This window comes from Shewanella sp. SM73 (genome assembly GCF_025653795.1).
Lineage (GTDB): Bacteria > Pseudomonadota > Gammaproteobacteria > Enterobacterales > Shewanellaceae > Shewanella > Shewanella oncorhynchi.
On record NZ_JAKKRY010000018.1, the window covers coordinates 1 to 20,138 of the forward strand.

A 20,138-nucleotide genomic window follows, 5' to 3' on the forward strand; every position below is an offset into this window, starting at 1 on the left:
CTTCAGCGGCTCAATGAATTCTGATTTTTTGTTTCTAACTAAAGAAACAAACTGTACATATTACTATGAACACTCATTGTTACATTGATTTAAATTTTTGACTGCCAACCCGAAGGTTAAGCAGTTTCGATTAACTCAACACCTGTGAGTGTCCACACAGATTTCTTGTTTTATCTTGTTAAAGAGCGTTGACCACATACCGTTGCCGGCGGGTCGTGCTGATGCTTCATCAGCTCAGGGTCGTGCATTTTACGCATTTCCCGTTTCGCGTCAAGGAGTATTTTTCAACTTCTTGCTGCGCTTGAATTAAGTGCTTAAAAGCGACTCAATTCAACCTAACTCGTCAGCTGGCTTTCGCTGTCTGCCGTGTCAGTGGATGCGCATTATAGGGAGCAGGAGATTTTGTGCAAGGGCTTTTTGTAGGAAAATAACGATTAATGGTTTAGACGTTTACTTATCAAACGATACGTATAAAAAAGGGGCTAAAAAGCCCCTTTATCTCGATTAAGTCTGGCAATCTATATGAGTCACGCTCAGCTAGATCATCATAAATACTGTTATCTATGGACTAAAGAAGCGAGATTCTTGCTCAACTTCGACTTCTTCACCGTTGATATGAGTTTTCACTTTTATCTCGATATTAGTAACTGAACGAGACAGCTCTACCGGATCGATACCGACACTAATAGGGAGAGTTAACACTTCACCACCTGCAATAGTGACCGAAGTTGGACCGTACCATTTATAGTTATCTAATCCTTCGACACTCATAGTGTATTCGTGGGATTGCTCTGTCTTATTAAGAATCTTCAAGGTGAAGGTGTTTTCAATCAAACCTTGATTGTTCTCTCTATAGAGCTGGTTGCGGTCACGAATGATGTCCATACGCACAGGCGCTATGGTCGCACTGGAGTATATAAAGACTAATATCATCGCTACCAGTACCACGCCATAACCGACAAGTTTAGGTCGCAGCACTTTTTGCTTAATTCCTTCTAATTTGTTCTCGGTGGTATAACTGATAAGCCCTTTCTCATAACCCATACGATCCATGGTTTGATCGCAGGCATCGATACAAGCGCCGCAGTTAATACACTCATATTGCAGACCATTACGAATGTCGATTCCCGTAGGACATACCTGCACACACAAGTCACAGTCGATACAGTCGCCAAGCCCTAGCTCTTTAGGGTCATCTTTGCGTGACCGCGGACCACGGGTCTCACCACGTTTAGTATCGTAACCCACGATAAAAGTATTCTTATCGAACATGGCCGCTTGGAAACGAGCATAAGGGCACATGTGGATACACATGATTTCACGCATCCAACCCGCATTGCCGTATGTGGCGAGTGTAAAGAACACGACCCAGAAGTAGATACCGCCAGAAGCATTAAGCGTAAATACATCGACATAGACTTCACGACTTGGCACAAAATAGGACACAAAGGTCATCGCCGTCATCAGTGAGAGCAATAGCCAGGCCGTATGTTTTGCCGTTTTACGCCAGAGTTTGTCAAAGCTCCATGGCATTTGATCGAGCTTAATGCGTTTATTGCGTGCGCCTTCAAGTTTTTCCTCGAACCAGATGAACATAAAGGTCCATACTGTTTGGGGGCAAGTGTATCCACACCAAACACGGCCAAGATAGGTGGTCACAAAAAACAGAGCGAAGGCAGCGATCATAAACAACGCTGCAAGCAAGGTGAGGTCCTGCGGCCAAATCGTTAAACCGAAGACGTGAAACTTTTGTTCGCCCAAGTTAAACCATACGGCTTGACGGTCGCCCCAAGGGATCCAAGGTAAAAGCAGGAAAAATAACATGGCGATCCAGCCCATGCGGCGACGTACGCTACTCCACAAACCGTCTATGGCTCGGACATAAATCCGATTACGAGGATTAAAGCGATCAGCTTTACTCGCATCTGGCTGGTGAATCTTAATTCGATTGGTTTTCGAATAGTCCTTGTTGTTAGATTCTGAGTTCATCGTTACAGCCTTTTACTGCTTTAATATTGGACGAAAACTAGCTTATTATACCCATATTCTTAATGGTTATTCACTTATGTTGGACTAAAAGATGAAAGGTTGGATCATATTGGCGCTACTCGCGGGTGCTTTATATTACTTATACACAGAAACAGATAAATTAGATGTTCCTATTGCAAAGACTGAGGCGATGATCAAAGAAATAGAGAATAAAGTTGACTCTATGACAGGAACAAAAATTATTAAAATCGACCATAAACTGGCTAAGGTAAGAACCGACATAATAGAACGTTTATCCACATTAGAACTCGAAGCCTTCAATCAAATTCCAATGACACCCGAGTCTATTGCCGACTTTAAGGCTAACTATTGCGGTACTATGGCACCTCAACATCCAGTGTTTAGCAAAGATAATCAGCTTTATCTATGTGATCACCTTTAATCATTACAGACTCATAGGCAAACGGGATTTTGCTATATAGCGCTAAGGTTTAGACTTAGGTGATTGACCTTATATATGATTCCGCCTAGCCTTTGAGGCATTACAGCATAAAGGCCTATGAATCATGACCCAACAAGTATCAGACATTTTTGATCCCACCCTATGGGATGAAGTCAGTGGATTTCATTTCGACGATATTACTTACCACAGAGCCAAAGCGCACGGCACAGTACGCATTGCCATTAATCGCCCAGAGTGCCGTAACGCCTTCCGACCTAAAACCGTTGATGAATTATTTATCGCACTCGACCATGCACGCCAATGGTCTGATGTGGGTTGCGTACTGCTTACGGGGAACGGCCCTTCGGCAAAAGATGGTGGCTGGGCGTTCTGTTCAGGTGGCGATCAACGTATTCGCGGCAAAGATGGCTATAAATATGAAGGCGCTGAAGAAGGCAAAGCCGATCAAGCCAGAATGGGCCGCTTACATATATTAGAAGTACAACGCCTTATCCGCTTTATGCCTAAAGTGGTCATCGCCGTTGTGCCGGGCTGGGCGGTGGGTGGCGGCCATAGTTTACACGTAGTGTGCGACTTAACCTTAGCCTCGAAAGAACACGCAATATTTAAACAAACCGATCCCGATGTTGCAAGCTTCGACTCAGGTTATGGCAGTGCTTATCTCGCCAAAATGATAGGTCAAAAACGTGCCCGCGAAATCTTCTTCTGCGGATTTAACTACAGCGCTGATGAAGCCTTCGACATGGGTATGGTTAATAAATCCGTTCCCCATGCAGAGCTAGAAACCGAAGCATTAATGTGGGCGAAAGAGATTAACTCTAAATCACCTACAGCTATGCGTATGCTTAAATACGGCTTCAACATGACTGATGATGGTATGGTCGGTCAGCAATTATTTGCTGGTGAAGCGACGCGTTTAGCCTATGCGAGCGCCGAAGCACAGGAAGGACGCGATGCCTTCCTCGAAAAACGCGATCAAGATTTTTCAGCCTTCCCTTGGCACTACTAATTTTAGAATCGTATTAATTTACGTTTAAATGCTCAAAGCCCTCCATCGTGAGGGCTTTATGTTTTTTACAACGGATAAATAGATAAAACCGTTTAAACTAATCTGAAAACACGGCTTTTAATTTTAATGAGAATTGTTATCATCTAAGTATTCCCGCTGGGAGCCTATTTAGAGGACAAGATCATGACTAAGACACTCACTTTTGCTGTACTACATTTTAGCGTCGCTTTTACCGTAACCTATTTATTAACTGGCAGTGTGGTCGTAGGTGGCGCAGTAGCCTTAGTAGAACCCGCGATTAACACTGTAGTGTTTTACTTCCATGACAAAGTGTGGAAACGCATTGAGGCAAAAAAGCAGCACGAGCTAGATGCCATTCCAGCATAGAAAGTTAAGCCACCAGCATTTGCTATTACTGTAAGTTAATCGTCATTTTGTCGTGAATCTAAATGAAAAAACCGCCAATAAAGGCGGTTGTGGGAGAGGAATAAAGTTTCATACTAACCCATTCTGCAGACACTAATTTTTAGCCGTGAAAATCGATACTGAAAAAATAAAGTATCATACTAAATCTGAAATAAGCTCCATTTCGAAGCCTTCATTAAGTAATAAAGTGTCATACCGATATAAATCTAACTACAAAGACAAAGCAGAGAGCAAATAACTATCATCAAACTGTCTGCTCCACTTCAATATTCAGTCCTAGCTTAACTTCTTCGTAAATTGGAAGGTCGCTTCCCGGAGTGTCAAGAGTTACAACCAATGCATAAGGTACATCTATTCCTTCATACCCAGCACGTCCGTTGCAATGAACTTGAATCGCGAGGAAATCCCCCTCGGTAAAGCTGGCAGCCTTGTCACCCTTTCTGACTTCATGGAATATCGTTCCATTTTTCAAGTGATGATGATAATAGTCTCCATTATCCGCATTTATAACTTTATGGGCTGGCGTAGCCCATAATTGAGCACCTCTGTAATCTTGATGGCCATGATTAACGGGTGAAAACCAAGCAACTGTTACAATTAAGCGTCTATTTACTGTTTCAGCGGCTAAACATGGAGGTAAAGGTAAACGGTACTCATGTGCCGCACCATCTCTTATTACTCCAGTGTAAATCAATGTCGCTTGATTGTTTTGGCATGCATGTATCCGGCTCTCATTTACCACTCCAAAGCCTAAGTACTGATTTAATTCAGACTTAAATGTACGATTATTCTCTTTGGTCTTTAACAATTGCTCTATGACTTCTGTCGCTTGCTCCATGTGCTCCGCACCATGCGCGAGCAGAGCCTTGAGAATCAAGGCGTCTGAAGCATATGATAACGCTTGCTGATCCCCAAACTCTTTAATGCTGATAAGTGTTTCATAGAGAAATGCAAGGCGTCGTGTAGCGAGTGCCGCAGCATTGCTTGTGCCAGTTATAAATCCATATGTATTTAACGCACCTGGTGAAGATGCAGGTAGGGCTGTTTTTACTCCTGGTCCAAAACGAACACTCCTGGCAACGTCAAGGACTACATCCTCATTCACTAGCATCGTTTTGTTAATATATGTCTGACGCCCACCTGGCATTAACAGTTCTGGCTTTACCGAATTCTTCTTACCTAATGTGACAGGGCTTATTGGACTAAATAAGCCAGGCGTAGTAAACACATCAACCTGATTAACTGGTATAGCTCCTTCAAATCGATCTTGGTGGGAGGATTTCACTGTTATTGCATTTATAGCTTCGGCAGGCGACATCATCCTCCGTTCATGCTTTTGCTTTGCAATTGCTTTGAGCGTCCTCTCTTCCAATTCTTCAGGCGTTAAAGATTTAAAATCATGTTCTTTGATACCGTCCAAGCATATGCGCTGAGTCATATTACCCGCACTAACAACAAACAAAACGCCATATCGAATAGAAAGCCAATCCAGCATTCTCGCCCAAGGGCTCATCTGAGTATCAAATAACCTATATGGATCGCCAACGGAAAGATTTATTATGACGACATTTGGTGCAGTAGGTGGAAGGCCCCCTTCTCCTTCTTTCATACGAATGACAGCTCTATGTACTAAATCAATAGGCAAGTATGCAGATGGAATTTGCTCAAGTCTGGTTCCATCCATTTGAGTATGCTCAGGCGCAAGTATAGGCCGTACATACAACGGGAGCTCTAATGGTCTTTCTTGGCGATTATTTAAATCACCATGAATGATTATAGAAGCCATTGCTGTACCATGAACCTGCTCTGAAGGAGATTGATAAAACTGTTCTAAATCATCAGCATCATCAATTATCAGCATGCCTTTCAAAGCGTTATGATTTGATAGAGGTAGGCCATCCAGAAGGGCCACTACTGGTTGTTGATATCCCGGTGATGGGCCTTCAAAACGTTCTGAATCAGTAATGAGTTGCTCTTCTGCAGTGATAATCTTTGGAGTAATACATTGACCTAAAGGCCTAAAAAACATAACCTCATCACATCTCATTAATTCCAGTGCGGCGCCACTCGATTCGACAACATCCCTCACTTTACTTAGAGGTAATAAACCGAGTAAACCATGATAACCTATCCCATCATGGACAAAGCTTTTCGAAATACTTCCACCACACCCTAAGACGACACTTCGAATATGTCCTTCAGCTTGCCCTCTTAAAAATCCAGTTGGTCGATACCAAAGTTCTATTTCAAAAGGAATAGACTCATCAAATCCTAGCTCTGCATCCTGTAATTTATGTTGCCAATCTTCAAGAATATAGGTGCTTTCCAGCCTATCCTTGGTATCCCAAAATCTTATATCTGCGAGTTGTAAGAATGCATCTCTTAATGGTGTAAACCCTGCGTCAATTTGGCCTGTTGCAACATAACGCTTCCACATAGCAAGGAGTTTATGTAACCCAGCTTGATTACTCATCGCCAAGTAAGCATTTTTGACAACTGACTTAATTTTACCATTCTTCTCAATGTAAAAATTATCATCCTTAAAGTCTCTGTCGACTATGTGTTGAGCTAAAAGCTCAAAACCTTGAACTTTAGCTAAAGCATCAGCCAAGTTCTGTACATCGCCAGCGACCTCAAGAACGAGAACTCTTTCAGGCTGCATACCTTCAGGTGAATAAGAAAGTTGAATATGTTCTGCGAAGTGCTTCTCTAAACGTTCTACTTTTGGAATAATGCGCGCAGCTTGTGCACCCACTCCCGGAGTTATTGGAGCACCGCCCCTCCCTTGCAATTTCCCTCTTATTCCATCCGTTTTGGGTTTGTTAAAGGTAAGAATCGGCTTCATATCCATATGCAACGTCCTTTACTACTAATAAGTTATTATTTGTTTTCAGTCTTATAACGGTTGACCCAAAAGGATAGGCAATGAGAAGTAATTTCTTTTAGATTGTTTTCACTGTCCGGAAGCCCGAGCACGTACTTTCTTTGAACATCTAATGCAAACTCTTCCAACTCAGCAAAGCTCAGTCCTGATAATTTGCGCGCCAATGTGCTTGGAGCCAACCCTAAACTATGGCCAATTCGTTTTTCAAACTCTTCAAACCACTTTGTCGCCATCCGTTGAGTTGGGCTAGGTATATTAACTTGAACCTGAAAGCGTCTCCAGATAGCTCTATCAAGCATTGACTCATGGTTGGTTGCACCCACGACAACAACATGGCTTGGCAGCATATCAATTTGTTTCAGAAGTGAATTAACCACACGTTTCATTTCGCCATTGTCATTTGCATCTTCGCGTTCCTTACCGATCGCATCAAACTCATCAAAGAAAAGCACACAACGTTGGGTTTTTATATGCTCAAATAGCTTATCGATTTGCTGTGCTGTTTCACCAAGGAAACGATTAATAATGCCCTCATACTTAACAGTAAAGAAAGGGACTGACAAATGATTGGCTAAGGCTTCTGCCAAGGTTGTTTTGCCATTGCCAGGAGGACCTGACAACAATAACTTATGACGAGGCTCTAGATTATAGGAACGAAGTAGATCTCTGCGAGCATGCTCTTCAACTACCTCTTGGAATACAGAGATCACATGATCGGGAAGCGTTAGATCTGATAGAGTTTTTTGGGCGTGAATTTCATAGAATGCATTTTGAAGGTCTGCATTATGAGTAAATTTTCTAGTCTCAACTGTCGCGGTGCTTGTAAGAATATTTCTTAGCCTATCCGCTAAATGATAATGATGACGAGCCTTGGCTTCAGCCGCAATTGCTTCTGCTGTTTTTTTAAAACGAGGAAGGTCACCCTTTATTCCCGTTTCAACCAAATTTAAAACCAAATCAGCTCTAGCCATGATACACCCCAAGTTACTACGTCCTGTAGTCTATCAGTAAGAATATGAAGAAAATACATATATATCAACTAGACATTTTAATTCATTTAAAGAATAATTTCCATAATTTCCACAAACCCTATAAACACATGTTTTTACTAAGTGAACCTGAAGTCATAAAGCTTGCCATGAAAAAATCAGGCTTGAAACAGGCTGGTTTTGCGAAAAAAATAGGCAAGAGTCAGGCTCAAGTATCAAAATACATATCAGGTGATAGCAAACCATCCACAGAAATATATATTCACTGCATGAATATAATCAATTCTAGTGAACAAGGAGATGAAAGCTTGTTGGATCTGATTAATGAGGTATCAAGATTAGACGGAGATAAGCATAAACATATACGCAATGCTTTAGTTGAAATGATAAAAGCCTACAAATCAGCACGTTAAACAATTGATACGTATATTCGACTTGCCCATTTTTCAATGTCCTCTGGGGTCAACGCTCCCGCTTTATTTGACTTCTGGTGCGGTATCCATGAGTGGTTTCCCGCCCCTACAAGCTTGTCTAAATGCTCCTTAGGCCAAGACAAGGAAGCCTTTAGCAATTGCTTTTCTATCTCATATAGGTGTGACTCTATGTCACCAATTGCGCTGGCACGGATTACTTTTGTCGACAACGCCTTACTGGAATCAGATGTATCAACCTCCAATAGGTAATAACCAGTTGTTTCTACAGTGATATGAGTGACCGACAAGCATCTAGGGTTACCGTCCGTTTCCAGAATATGCCTTTTGCATTTACCAATGGCAGGCAGTTTTCTAAGTGGATATTTTACGACCTCACAGCCATGCTTTTTCTCCAGAAGATCCAACATCGCAAAGTAGCTAGTAAATTTGTCTAAATACAGATGAGCATCGTCCGTTTGCTCTTTCAAATTATCCCATTCAGCACTCGGTAGATCACCGTTTGGCCCCTGCTCTTCAGTACTGACATCGCTAGAAGCTTCACTTGGTTCCTCCGCGTCTTTTTTACCGCGGCCCACAGACTTTCTTTTCTTACTGACCTTAGATGTTTGCACTGCTCGGTCAAACTCAAACTCCGTAGTATTTTCACTTATCATGACCGGCTTATTATCACGACTTCCCTCTGCGGTTTCGTCGATATCATGATTAGGTGGGCGATCAGCTCCTGTTCTGGCTGCTCGGCCCTGTCCGTTTACTTGGGAATAAAATTTGGGGCTGAAAAATTCGATATATTCCGGCAGATCGGTAGGTATATTTAAAATGCTGGATATTTCATAGACAAACAGGGTATTAGTCTTGAGATCAAAATGCCCCTTCAGTTTCAACTTAGCTCCTTTTAGCGCAGGAGGGTTAAACCTAAAGGCCCAACGCCGGTATTGCCCCACATCGTATCCATCGTTCAATTGGTAATTGCCGATACTCTCATATGAAGGCCTAGCATCTTTGTCCATCAGCAACCAAGCGATTAATCGACGATAACCATAATCATTGAATAACTCCCAGTTTCCAGAAAAAGTTTCCAGTACATTGATGATGGTCTTATCACCATCTTGCTCAAGGGAAAACTCATTACTCAATAGATCGTGAACTACCGAAGAACGGGCTAAATAGGCATTATGGAAGAATAATGCTCGCGCCAACTCAAACTGAGGTAGGTACACCCTAGTTCCGTCAGTCAGTTGAAACACAAAACAGTATTGACCTAATTCCTTGGGTAATCGTCTTTCAAGAGCAGGACAATTTTCGAGCTTATCAACTTGCCAATTACTGGTTGTAGAGATTTTAATCGTCTTTTCAAAATCTTTACGATAATAGTCTTTGGTCGGATTAATGATGTGCTTACGTATAAGGATAGGTGCATTAGAAAGGATAATTGCATCAGGGCCGTTATCTTTACTTGGATAAATACTGAGGTTAATTCCCCATTGTTTACTATCCTTTTTACGGAATAGATCACCGATACCATTGATCCAAGTATCGTCTTTAAATCCCTTAAGATGCGTTGTACCGTTCAAATCCCAATAATTTCCTTTAGAAATAGACTTGCTTGTTCGGTGAGGCGTTCTTCGCTAAGTCCTGATTTTCTCAAAACTTGCCAGCGTTTGAGCGGCTCGTCATCCAACATAAGAGATATAACTGTTCCGGTTATTCTTCTTATTTGATATTCAAAGATATTTTCACAATAACGATCAAAAAACAATCTGCACAACGGAAGTAGTTTCAAGTGTTTTTCAATACTAGCCTTATGCTCAAGCTGGTTTAGATACCAGTTTATTGAACGTCTGGGCATATCCTGCAGTAACTCGCTCAATTCACGAATGCGTATCAGCTTTTTAACTGTATCTCGATCTCGTCTCTGCCAGTCAACTTTTGCTTTATGTTTTGGTTGCGGCATTTGATTAACCTGATTTGTTTTGAGTAACCAATCTCTGTCACGACGATAAAGCCAAGCGTAAAGATCATCAAAACCATTGAGGCGTGCTTGCTTGGTTCCTTGTATTTCTATGGCTTTTCGCCATCGATTGCGACATTCATTCAGTAAATGTTTATCTGTTCCACTCAGTATCTTGCTCGATTTTTTCTTATCTGGCTTGAGCCGCATAACAGTATCGATGACACTTGCCAGCTTCCATCTAGGTTCTAAGAAGGCATGAAGTACAACTAAATGCTCTAAGTAGCTAAAAGCCTTACGGTGTTTACGAAATATACTTTTAAGCCAATTAGCTTCGTCATCATTTGGCATTAGCCCATATCGGGAAAGCCAGTTTGTGCCCCAAAAACTGAGGACTTTGTCACGGATAAGGTCATGACGTATAAAAGAGCCACGAGTGCATAAATGGTTAGCTGCTAGATTGGCGTACCAAAGACTCCATTGTGAGAACTCTGGTGCAAGCACAACACCTAGGTTCAATAAGTCATTAATACTTTCAGCAAGCAAGTTGTATTGCCATTCACCTTGAAGCTGTTCAACCTGAGGGCAGATAGTCAAATCAGCGACTAAAAACTCATGCCTATGCACATCGTGGCGAAATATTTGTGAATCTATGAGCTTGCCATGAACAAGGCAAATTTCGGAACCAGCAACTTGCCAATCGCGCCGCCAATAGCATTCTCCATGTTTGCTTAACTGCTCGAGCATACAAGCTGGACAATATCTTAGGTATTTAGGCTGTCTTATACGCGAAGCCGCCACCCCGACCGAGAGATGAACAGAACTTTTACTGTTTGCCGTAAGCTCCTTAACTAGAGCTATCCGTTTTATTTCGCCTACGAAAGATGCATACAAAGGAAAAAGAGTATTTCGATAGAGCAAATCGAGCGGTGTAATCTCAAGTTCTTTAGGATAGAGTGCTGCGATATGTTGTAGGTGCGATGGCAAATCTGACGAAGCAATGATCTTAGTATCACTGAATACTTCAAATAACAGCTCCTTCGGCGAAGCTATGCCACAGTGGCTCCCATGCCTCGCAATAGTGCTGTATAGCAGTTCATCGCGATAAGGCAAAGGAAAGCCCAACATATCAGCCTACTTTCTTCAGCCACTTAGGCACGTCGAACAATTCTTTACCGTATTTCAACTCTTCGTAAAGCCGCCCTTTGCCAGCCTGAGAGAATTTGAACCTCAAATCTTCGGAAGGCAGTGTATGCCAATCCGAGGGCTTAATAGTCTGAGTTTTGACCTTTTTAGGAGGTTCGGAAGGCTTCGAATACCAGTCCAGAATAATTCTGCTTAGCTCAGGAAGAGACAAATTGGGATGCTGCTTGAAAGCATTAATAATCAGTGGCTGCAACAATGCAGAGTCGCATCCCATAGCCTGTAACATGGTATTCAGCCGCATAGCTTTCTCATCACCGGCAAAGGCCGCTTCATTTTCTTTTTCGCCCTGCCGCTCTTCAATTAATCTCCTTAGCTCAATAAGGCGCTTATCAATCCCAGGTAACTGTAAATCTGAATATTTAACGATAAGCTGAGGATCATCTCTACGTAAAGCGTCCAACATGGGATGTACTGGCTTTAACTCTTGCTCATATACGGTCCGCAACAATTTAGTGGTGATCCGCTCCAACCCTGTAGAAATAGCTCGCATCTGTGCAAGCACAAATATTTTCACGACTATATCAATTACACCCTGTGACAAATCAAACCAACAATCGCGAATTTCGTCACTCAACACCTCATCACGATTACTCAACCACTGGTATTGCCAAAGCTTGTCAGTAAATGCCTGCCATTCGGTTCTTCTCGATTTTCCTGTAGTCGGATCTGTTTTAACTAAACCTTGTTGCATAGGCTCCCAAAACAGCGAACCGAACCCAGCACTGCGTCGACCAGCCTGAAGTTCCATTTCAAATATAGGCCTAGCTTTAGGCGTACCCACCATCACAACTGGCACCCCAACCACGTTTACAAGCGCAACAAAAAACTCCAGCATCGCTTCTTTGCTTATCGAACGCTTCAACGTTAATCGTTGAATTTCATCTATGACCAAAACACCTATTGCCCGCTGTGTTGCCACCTGTCCCATAAGAGAAAGCAGGACTTCTGTACTATGGCGTTTGCGTGCATACTTTTCCTCATACCCAGTATGGAGGGTACGATCAACTTCGCGGAAAAAATTTAGGCATAAACTCTTCAACGAGCCATCTGACGGGCATTCGATTCTCAGATAGGGCATCTGAATGAAGTTATATTTTTTGTGATAAATGACTTGCGGATAAGTCGCGAGAATACGATTAATAGTCGAACTCTTTCCGCTACCAGAACAGCCAATCAATGACATGCTCTTTGCCGTCGAGTTCGATTGTGTAAAACGAAAATCGTTCGTAGCTCCTGACATAATCCTTTGGTAGCCTTCCTGCATCTTCTGATTCAGGGAACCGTCCGCTATATTACGCCCCACATAACCACCGCGGATCATGACCGATATTTTCTCTTCTAACTGCTTGTGAATTGACAGTGGCTGAAAAAAATCATCGAGTAGAGCACTAATCTCGTGAGCACGTATATGTCCCTTTACATAACAGTCCTTAGGGTTGAACTCCACCTTACCTGTTAGCTTGACCTTAAGGTCTTGTAAATCCATTATCGGCGGCAGAGCCTCTATCAGCGGATTGCCCCGATAGCGTTCGAGACCAGGATCGATGTAAACGGCCTCGACAAAGTTATCTGGTAATGACATCAGTCATCCTCCCCAAACAGTTCATCGATATAATCGGGATAATCCAAGTCCGGCTCAGGGTTTACAAGGTGGATCACCTTACCTGGCTTTCTATTATCCTTTGTAACGGGATTGTGCGCCTTCTCAGCTCTCTCCCTGGCCTTTTCTTCCCGCTTATTCTCGTTGATAGCACGTATCCGCTCCGCATTGGAGATCCCCGAAGTATCAGGTGCAGTCTTCTCCGCTTGAGCTATCTTATCGATGACAAATTGCTCATGTTGCCGTTTCTTTGCCTTAGACTGCACACGAGCTTGCCCAGTCGTCATTTTCTGCTCATCACGAAGTTGCCATACATCCCAAAACGAAGCGCCTTGAAACTCTCTTGATCGGTCAGCCAAGTTGCATACCCAATACTTGTTATTACCCTTTTCAGGAAAAAGGTAAATTCTATCGGCAACAAGTGGATCGTAAGCAGCTTCCATATTGGCTGGACGCTTCACATCCTTCCCTCTATGCGTCCAACCCAACTGCAGCAATTCAGAAGACGTATAGTAAATACCGAATAGGCAAACTCCCAACTCAGATAAAGTGGCCGTTTTTCTTGGAAAAAGGGCGATACGAAGCGCATCTTCATCAGCTTGGTGCAAGCGTCCGGTTCGATGCTGTAAACCCCAGTTCCACAAGTGAATAGGGGTTGTAGACAGATCAGTCGGCATATCTGAATCTCTGTCATACTTTTCAAGTATTGCGTACTGATTATGATAAAGCACTGATGAGATAATGATCTGAGAAAACTCTTTTACCGTTAGCTTCGCGTCTAGCCGATAGTCGTTTCCACCTCGTTTTTTTACCATAGTACCCGAGACATAACCTGGTACAAACGGACCAAAGGAAGCCTGAATAGTTTTGAAATTACGTTCAACAATACCTTTTGCATCACCTCGGTAGGGCGGCGTATTTTCTATTCTGACTGCAAAATTGCTCTCTAAATTCTCAATCTGATGACCTAGTAGCTCACCCCTATCAGCTAGAATGGCATCCGGTAGGCCTACACTAGGCCAATCCTCCGATGCAATATCAAAACCCAACGCTTTGCAGTATGACGTTTTATCGGTAGCAGCCATAAACAAAGCCTGCATAGCTGCAGCATAGGAGGCATTTTCAAAACCAATATAGAAACCAACAATCATTCGGCTGAACACATCAATAACCATATAAACAACGGGACGGCCGACGATGTTTGCCCTCTCACTATCTGATACAAGATAAAGATCAGCTATGGTGGCATCTATCTCGTAACGAGATCCTGGTCCAAGCACTTGAGTATTGGCAGTACTATGAAGGGGCCTGATATCTTTATTATATTCAACGTTCGACACACGCTTTCTTAGCTTTTCAGGTTGAGAATACTCGCGCTTGTAGAAGTGCATCATCTGCCAGTTACTGGGCAATTCTTCTTGAGGCGTATCAGGAAAATAATTTAAATACAGAGTCTCGAAACGACGATGAGCATAAGGGAACGAATGGCCCTTATCTTTCAAGAGATAACGGTCAATTGCGATACGAAAAAGACGTTCAATAAATTCATCAATTTTAGCCCCGGTTCCTGGCTCATATTTACGCGGACGCCCAAGCTTTTTATCCTTGGCCACCCGGCGTTTGCCCTTGCCACCGGAATTTTTATAATCAGGTAATAGAGCGTTCGGCGTCTGCCCACGCTGCCAGTAACGACGTGCCAGCCGATATAGCGTCTGTTTAGTTGAACCATGCTCAGCAAGGATGCCTTTGATAACCGCCCCGCGGCTTTGAGGCCTATAAAAGTCTGGTAGAGCAAGCAATGGTTTAATTAATGCGTAGTTTGTATCGCGCTTGGTTCTAGCAACACCACCTTCAATAGGTGTTTCGAAGGAAAGTTCTTTATACGGATCATTTATACGTTCAAGATTTTCCTGATCAATTGCCCTTATCAGTTCGCTCGTCAATATTAATTCAGGAAAAGCAGATGCGTCATCGATATCTATCCATACCAAATACTCGCCGAGTTGCTGCAGAACTCGATATCTGCGCTCACCAAACTTAAGAACCTCATTGATTCGAAACAAGGTATGCCTCCCTGATAAAACCTAGCTCTCCAGCGTTCAAATCACACGCCTTGAGTTTGGTGGTCGGAATGAAGATATCGAAGGAGAAATAGCGCTTGGCCAGCAAGCACCTTACTTCGTAAAGCGATTCGCCGAGCGGCAGATCGTAAGCCGCATCCAATTCCTTGCACAAGGCGAGTACCGTCTTATTAGGATTCTTTTTGAAATGATGAGCATAGAATTCGATCTGCTGCAGTGCCAACTCTACGTCCTCAGTTTCTTCCCTTTGTGCCGAATAGAGCCATTTGATGTTTCTAGTCACCACATCAGGCACGTTTTGTTCTGTTATCAGATACCAAGGCAAGGTTTTCTCCTGCCAATAGAGACGCTCGAGTTCAACTTTTTCGACAGTTCTCACATCACTCAAAGCCGAGGAATGCTTTGCCTGCAATACAAACCTTGACTCTTCTTCATCGGTAGAATCGACCAAAAAATCCGACGACATGTACTGATCAATACCCGCGATATTTGGATGTTTGATCCCAGCGTCGCTCGCCAGTTGGCGGGTGATATCGCGCTCAAGCGGAAATTGCTCGCGGATCTGGGTGACTTCGCAGTGCCACTCCAGCATAAGGAATACTGAAAGCTCGAGATCGGAAAACAGGTGATGGGTTCTTTGTGATTTGTGGCCAAATACACGATGAACACGCCCTAAAGATGGAAAATCCCTAACAGTTAACCAAGGTTTGTAGTCTGCATGCAGGCCACTACCTCGACCTTCCTTTATCCATTTGGCAAATTGCTGCTCTGAGCAGCCCTTTAATCGTGAAGCCATAAAAAAACCACCGATATTAGCTCGTTAATCGAGCATAATGACGATGGTTTTAGTATGCAACTTTATTACCTCTCTTTTTTAGGGCTGATGACCTTATAGTACTATCAACCTAAACGGTAATATTGGTGCTTTCTTTTTGAGTTATGCTTCCAACTTTTTGCTACATCAAAGACATGTGAAGGGTAATCATCCCAAGAATCTGCTAGCAGTTTCCCACGAGCAGCACGAAGTTTAACTGGATACCCCTTGCATTCAATCAAATGCATAAAGTAAAAACTTTTCTCTTGTTTAGTACTAAAATATTTATGTAAACCGCTACGAATAGTGGGATATCGCCACCATAAATATTTTGAATGTTCCTCATTTATAGTCTGTATGTAATGTGATTTTAGCTTTTTCATACACCCTCCAGGTTTACGTTACCTAGAAGGGGTCCTCTTCAAAATAGTTCATAAATTCACTCTTGCTTATATAATATATAAATCAGGCCCAATGACGGCCTGGACTCCCAGGCTCCAAACCAACTGGACCACCTAAAGCACCTTGCAACTTTCTCTTTCTCTTTCTCTTTCTCTTTCTCTTTCTCTTTCTCTTTCTGCACCATGCTATCGCAATTTTATCAAACACATCTGCTGGAATTTCAGCGTCCAGCCTTCCGAAAAATTTACCCTCAGCATTTGTAGTGGCCAACTAAATTTGACCACTACATTCTTATGTCATTGCAGGGAAACGATAAGGTGGACTACATTACAATTTCAACGATTCACCATCTTCAGGAATTAATACTTGTTTTTCTATGCCTTTTTCTTCCACGAACTCCCTGAGCTCTTTACGAGTCAATGCTGCGTGATTAACCGTATCCATATGCACAGCAATAATGTTCGCTTGAGGAGCATGTTTAATAGCCCTTACCGTATCTTCTTTCCCCATGATAATTGAGCCTTTAAGATTTTCCATTCGAGCATCACCAGTGTTAAGCACAACGAATTCAGGCTTAAATTTATGTAACGCATCCTCCACTTCATCGCGCCAAATAGTATCACCGACAAAATAAACAGTGTTGTAGTTGTCAGCCTCTAATATGACGCCCATAGCCTCTCCTAGTGCTTTAGCTAACGCTGGGATTGCATACATTTCATCCGTGCCATGCTGCCCACCCGTTTTGGTTAAACTAATGCCATTGAACTGAGTTTTAATTCCTAACACGCGCACATCTTTAAAGCCTTGAGCGCGAATAGTATTTGCATCCTCTTCATTTTGAACAAATAAAGGCATCGTTTTAGGTATTACACTTTGTGCTGCATCATCCCAATGATCAAGATGTGTGTGAGTGACAATAACAGCGTCTACATTGTCAATTACAACTTTAGCTGACATGGGTAAATCGATCATTGGTATACGTATTTCACTACGGTAAGTACCGGCAAAACCAGGATAAGTATCTTTCTCTGCCAGCATAGGGTCGATTAAGAATGTTGTGTCACCATAAGTGAGTTTAGATGTTGCATTTCGAATATGCTGAAAGTGAATCTGCTGTGGTTCTGCATGCAGCGTTGGAGCCGATTCAGCTAGTGCATTGGTGCTATTTATTATGGTTGCAAGCCCTAAGGTAAGTAGGATGGTGATAGCTTTGTTTTTCATAATGTATCTCTTTGGCGGTTGATTAATATGAGACATTATCTTCGGTATTTACGAGAGGGAATATTGACCCAAGTGACAAATGTCGAAACAATTGGGCCAAATAATGATATGACGATCCACTTGGGAGCACTTTGCACATGCAAGTACCAACTGTCGCTTTGATTCTCTACCCTCACTTCAGCGTGTTTCATGTCGCTGTGCCTCAAGCTGTTTTTTCGATGCAGCCAGATGGCAAACCCATTTTTGACTTAAAGATAGTGTCAATTGATGGTAAGCCACAACACTCTGACAATTGGATGACAGTTCAGCCTGATGGTGGATTAGAACTCGTTGAGTTGGCAGATATAGTTGTCATCCCTGGGTGGCATGACCTAGACAGTACGCCTGCTTCTAATATTTCTGAAGCATTGGTTAGAGCTCATGAAAGAGGATCTACTGTCGTGGGGCTTTGCTATGGTGCTTACGCATTAGCCTACTCAGGGTTATTAGATGAAAAAGAAGCTGCTACTCATTGGATGGCAGAGGATGATTTTACTGTTCGTTTTCCAAATATAAAGCTAAATACGAATGCACTTTATGTTGAAAGCGACCGTGTAGTCACGTCTGCAGGTACAGCCGCTGCTTTAGACTGCTGCTTGTATATTGTGAGGTCTTTTTATGGGACAAAAACAGCGAATAAAGTTGCGCGCATCTTGGTTGTACCGCCACACAGAGAAGGCGGTCAGGCACAATTTATTGCACAACCTATCCCAAAATCAACTCAAGATGCAGAGGTCAATCGGTTACTGGATTATTTACGTGAAAACCTCGACAAACAATATTCCATTGCTGATTTAGCAGACCAATTATTTATGAGTCGCCGTACCTTTACTCGGCATTTCAACAACGCTACCGGTATGTCATTTGGAAAATGGCTTGTAAGCACTCGTCTGCAACGTAGCCTTGAGCTTCTTGAAAGTACAAGACTTTCTGTAGAAAAAGTGTCTGAAATGGTTGGTTTTCAGACTGCAACGTCATTTAGGCAACATTTTAATCAACGTTTTCACGTTAGCCCAAGTGCTTGGCGTAAAACATTCGCAGGAAGTTAATGGTGTTCAGAAAATTAACAAGCACTAAATGAAATAGCTTTTCCCCAGCTGGCATCCGTTAACATAAGTCTTTGCATGGCTTGAGGTTATAGTTACTTTTGGCGAAGCAAATTATAACGTCTTGCCATACTGTCTGAAAATCACCGGCCAAAGATCAACAGACCCTAGCTACTTCACTTTATAATTTATTGCGTTGGATAAGTTGGTCTGGAATGGTTTCACCCCATTTTCCCATTGCTTCAAGAACATCTCGTAGATTTTCGCCTAAAGTAGTTAATTCATATACCACTCGTGGCGGCGTTTCGGCATACACAGTGCGAGTAACAAGTCCGTTAGCTTCAAATTGCTTTAATCTGTGGGTTAGGGTATGTGCACTAATTCCATTCAGGTTATTTTTCAGTTCGGTAAAACGAAGGGGGCCATGTAACAGCTCTCTAATGATTAACGTTGCCCATGGGCCATCCATAAGTATTAAAAAACGCGCGACTCCGCAGCAAGGCGTTTCTCTGTTATTCATACTTCTCTCATTTTTGTAAGTTATTTCTAATAGTGCATTTGACGTAACCGACTTAACGTCTGCACTATTATCACTCTGTTTAAATTATCATTACTGGAGTATATATGAAATACATTATTCATGGAGCAACTGGTGCCCAGGGATCGCCTCTTTTTAATAAGTTGATTGAACAAGGTGTGGATGCTGTTGCTGCTGTGCGCGACCCCACCTCTCTTAAGGGTGTTCCAACAGTCACTTTAGACTTAACTTCCATAGACTCTCTTATTTCTGCTTATGCTGGTGCTGATGGGATATTCGTTCATTTACCAATTGGTCCTGAAGTAATGCGTAGTGAATTTGCACATAATATAGCGAAAGCGATTATGGAGGCTAAGCCTGCCCGTGTAGTTCTTACAACTAGTGGTTGGCCCTTAGGTATCCCTGGAGATAAAAACGCATTGCCCACTCTGATTAATGAACTTGAGAAGACGAACGTCTCTTTGGCTATCATTGCACCGCAGTTATATCTTGAGAATTTGTTGTTGCCAATTGTTATTGGACCAGTGAAAGAAGATCATAAACTCCCTTATCCACTTCGTAATGATTATCCAGTTTCTTGGTGTTCTCATCTTGATATTGCTGATGTCGCAGCAGCTCTTCTTCGCAATTTTTCTGTAACAGGGATTGTGGAAGTGGGCCAATTGCCAGCCATCACTGGTAATGACCTAGCAGATGCATTTGCTGACTATTTTGGTCATGATGTTAGCTTTCAAAGCCTTACTCCTGATGAGTTTGGTATGAAATTAGCTATTTTGTTTGGAGAAAGTACCGCAACAGAGGTTGTAAAAGGATATAAAGCAAAAGCATTAACTCAAGATTCAGCAATCAAACAAGCTATGAGTGCGCAAGTATTATTAGGAATTACACCACGTACCATAGGACAGTGGTTAAGAGATATAAATATTTGACTATCTGATAATCAGGCCTATACATTAATATGTAAAGGCCATAAAATTCTAAGTAACACCTAAATTATCACCGAGTGGCTGTGTGAGAAATTCTTTATTAAAGACTATTAAACCAAATTT

17 protein-coding genes are annotated in these 20,138 nt (G+C 42.4%); 6 read left to right on the forward strand and 11 right to left on the reverse strand.

Annotated elements, in window-relative coordinates; genetic code table 11:
- Nucleotides 1-561: 561 nt before the first annotated feature.
- On the reverse strand, nucleotides 562-1,989 hold the full coding sequence (gene ccoG / locus L5M51_RS19515) for a cytochrome c oxidase accessory protein CcoG (RefSeq protein WP_131524528.1): 1,428 nt from the start codon (nucleotides 1,987-1,989) through the stop codon (nucleotides 562-564).
- Between the two features lie 91 nt (nucleotides 1,990-2,080).
- On the opposite strand from ccoG, the gene L5M51_RS19520 reads away from it, so the two are divergent.
- The 3 genes from L5M51_RS19520 to L5M51_RS19530 all read left to right on the forward strand — a co-directional run bounded on the left by L5M51_RS19520 (nucleotide 2,081) and on the right by L5M51_RS19530 (nucleotide 3,848).
- A complete protein-coding gene (locus L5M51_RS19520; protein WP_113941424.1) occupies nucleotides 2,081-2,431 on the forward strand; it encodes a hypothetical protein in 351 nt (116 codons plus the stop codon).
- Between the two features lie 124 nt (nucleotides 2,432-2,555).
- Complete coding sequence (locus L5M51_RS19525) at nucleotides 2,556-3,461, forward strand: 1,4-dihydroxy-2-naphthoyl-CoA synthase (RefSeq protein ID WP_113941423.1); 906 nt, start codon at nucleotides 2,556-2,558, stop codon at nucleotides 3,459-3,461.
- A gap of 183 nt (nucleotides 3,462-3,644) precedes the next feature.
- Entirely contained in the window at nucleotides 3,645-3,848 is a 204-nt protein-coding gene (locus L5M51_RS19530) for a DUF2061 domain-containing protein (RefSeq protein ID WP_105250772.1), read from the forward strand.
- A gap of 283 nt (nucleotides 3,849-4,131) precedes the next feature.
- On the opposite strand, the gene L5M51_RS19535 is transcribed toward L5M51_RS19530, so the two are convergent.
- Together L5M51_RS19535 and L5M51_RS19540 are read right to left on the reverse strand one after the other, a co-directional pair.
- A complete protein-coding gene (locus L5M51_RS19535; protein WP_263174187.1) occupies nucleotides 4,132-6,738 on the reverse strand; it encodes a S8 family peptidase in 2,607 nt (868 codons plus the stop codon).
- A 29-nt stretch (nucleotides 6,739-6,767) separates the two neighbouring features.
- Entirely contained in the window at nucleotides 6,768-7,742 is a 975-nt protein-coding gene (locus L5M51_RS19540; RefSeq protein WP_172591449.1) for an AAA family ATPase, read from the reverse strand.
- Between the two features lie 44 nt (nucleotides 7,743-7,786).
- Between L5M51_RS19540 and L5M51_RS19545 the strand changes: the two genes are divergently transcribed.
- Nucleotides 7,787-8,173, forward strand: coding sequence for a helix-turn-helix domain-containing protein (locus tag L5M51_RS19545; protein ID WP_172591450.1), 387 nt, complete (start codon nucleotides 7,787-7,789; stop codon nucleotides 8,171-8,173).
- On the opposite strand, the gene L5M51_RS19550 is transcribed toward L5M51_RS19545, so the two are convergent.
- The 7 genes from L5M51_RS19550 to L5M51_RS19580 form a co-directional block, all read right to left on the reverse strand.
- Complete coding sequence (locus L5M51_RS19550) at nucleotides 8,170-9,765, reverse strand: Tn7-like element transposition protein TnsE (protein WP_172591451.1); 1,596 nt, start codon at nucleotides 9,763-9,765, stop codon at nucleotides 8,170-8,172. The genes L5M51_RS19545 and L5M51_RS19550 overlap by 4 nt on opposite strands.
- Nucleotides 9,762-11,270 carry a TnsD family Tn7-like transposition protein gene (locus L5M51_RS19555; protein ID WP_263174188.1) on the reverse strand — a complete coding sequence of 503 codons (1,509 nt, stop codon included), beginning with the start codon at nucleotides 11,268-11,270 and terminating at the stop codon, nucleotides 9,762-9,764. Before L5M51_RS19555 ends, L5M51_RS19550 begins: the two co-directional genes overlap by 4 nt.
- A gap of 1 nt (nucleotide 11,271) precedes the next feature.
- Entirely contained in the window at nucleotides 11,272-12,930 is a 1,659-nt protein-coding gene (locus L5M51_RS19560) for an AAA family ATPase (protein ID WP_263174190.1), read from the reverse strand.
- A complete protein-coding gene (locus L5M51_RS19565; RefSeq protein WP_172591454.1) occupies nucleotides 12,930-15,011 on the reverse strand; it encodes a Mu transposase C-terminal domain-containing protein in 2,082 nt (693 codons plus the stop codon). The genes L5M51_RS19560 and L5M51_RS19565 overlap by 1 nt, the downstream gene beginning before the upstream one ends.
- On the reverse strand, nucleotides 14,995-15,825 hold the full coding sequence (locus L5M51_RS19570) for a TnsA endonuclease C-terminal domain-containing protein (RefSeq protein ID WP_172591455.1): 831 nt from the start codon (nucleotides 15,823-15,825) through the stop codon (nucleotides 14,995-14,997). The genes L5M51_RS19565 and L5M51_RS19570 overlap by 17 nt, the downstream gene beginning before the upstream one ends.
- A gap of 104 nt (nucleotides 15,826-15,929) precedes the next feature.
- Nucleotides 15,930-16,226 carry a hypothetical protein gene (locus tag L5M51_RS19575; protein ID WP_172591456.1) on the reverse strand — a complete coding sequence of 99 codons (297 nt, stop codon included), beginning with the start codon at nucleotides 16,224-16,226 and terminating at the stop codon, nucleotides 15,930-15,932.
- A 346-nt stretch (nucleotides 16,227-16,572) separates the two neighbouring features.
- Nucleotides 16,573-17,466, reverse strand: a complete 894-nt coding sequence (locus L5M51_RS19580; protein ID WP_263174191.1) for an MBL fold metallo-hydrolase — start codon at nucleotides 17,464-17,466, stop codon at nucleotides 16,573-16,575.
- A gap of 137 nt (nucleotides 17,467-17,603) precedes the next feature.
- On the opposite strand from L5M51_RS19580, the gene L5M51_RS19585 reads away from it, so the two are divergent.
- Nucleotides 17,604-18,554, forward strand: coding sequence for a GlxA family transcriptional regulator (locus tag L5M51_RS19585; RefSeq protein WP_263174192.1), 951 nt, complete (start codon nucleotides 17,604-17,606; stop codon nucleotides 18,552-18,554).
- Between the two features lie 178 nt (nucleotides 18,555-18,732).
- Here L5M51_RS19585 and L5M51_RS19590 read toward each other — a convergent pair whose 3' ends face one another.
- Nucleotides 18,733-19,071, reverse strand: coding sequence for a winged helix-turn-helix transcriptional regulator (locus L5M51_RS19590; RefSeq protein ID WP_172591458.1), 339 nt, complete (start codon nucleotides 19,069-19,071; stop codon nucleotides 18,733-18,735).
- Nucleotides 19,072-19,175: 104 nt separating this feature from the next.
- Between L5M51_RS19590 and L5M51_RS19595 the strand changes: the two genes are divergently transcribed.
- Entirely contained in the window at nucleotides 19,176-20,018 is an 843-nt protein-coding gene (locus tag L5M51_RS19595; RefSeq protein WP_263174194.1) for an SDR family oxidoreductase, read from the forward strand.
- Nucleotides 20,019-20,138 lie beyond the last annotated feature (120 nt).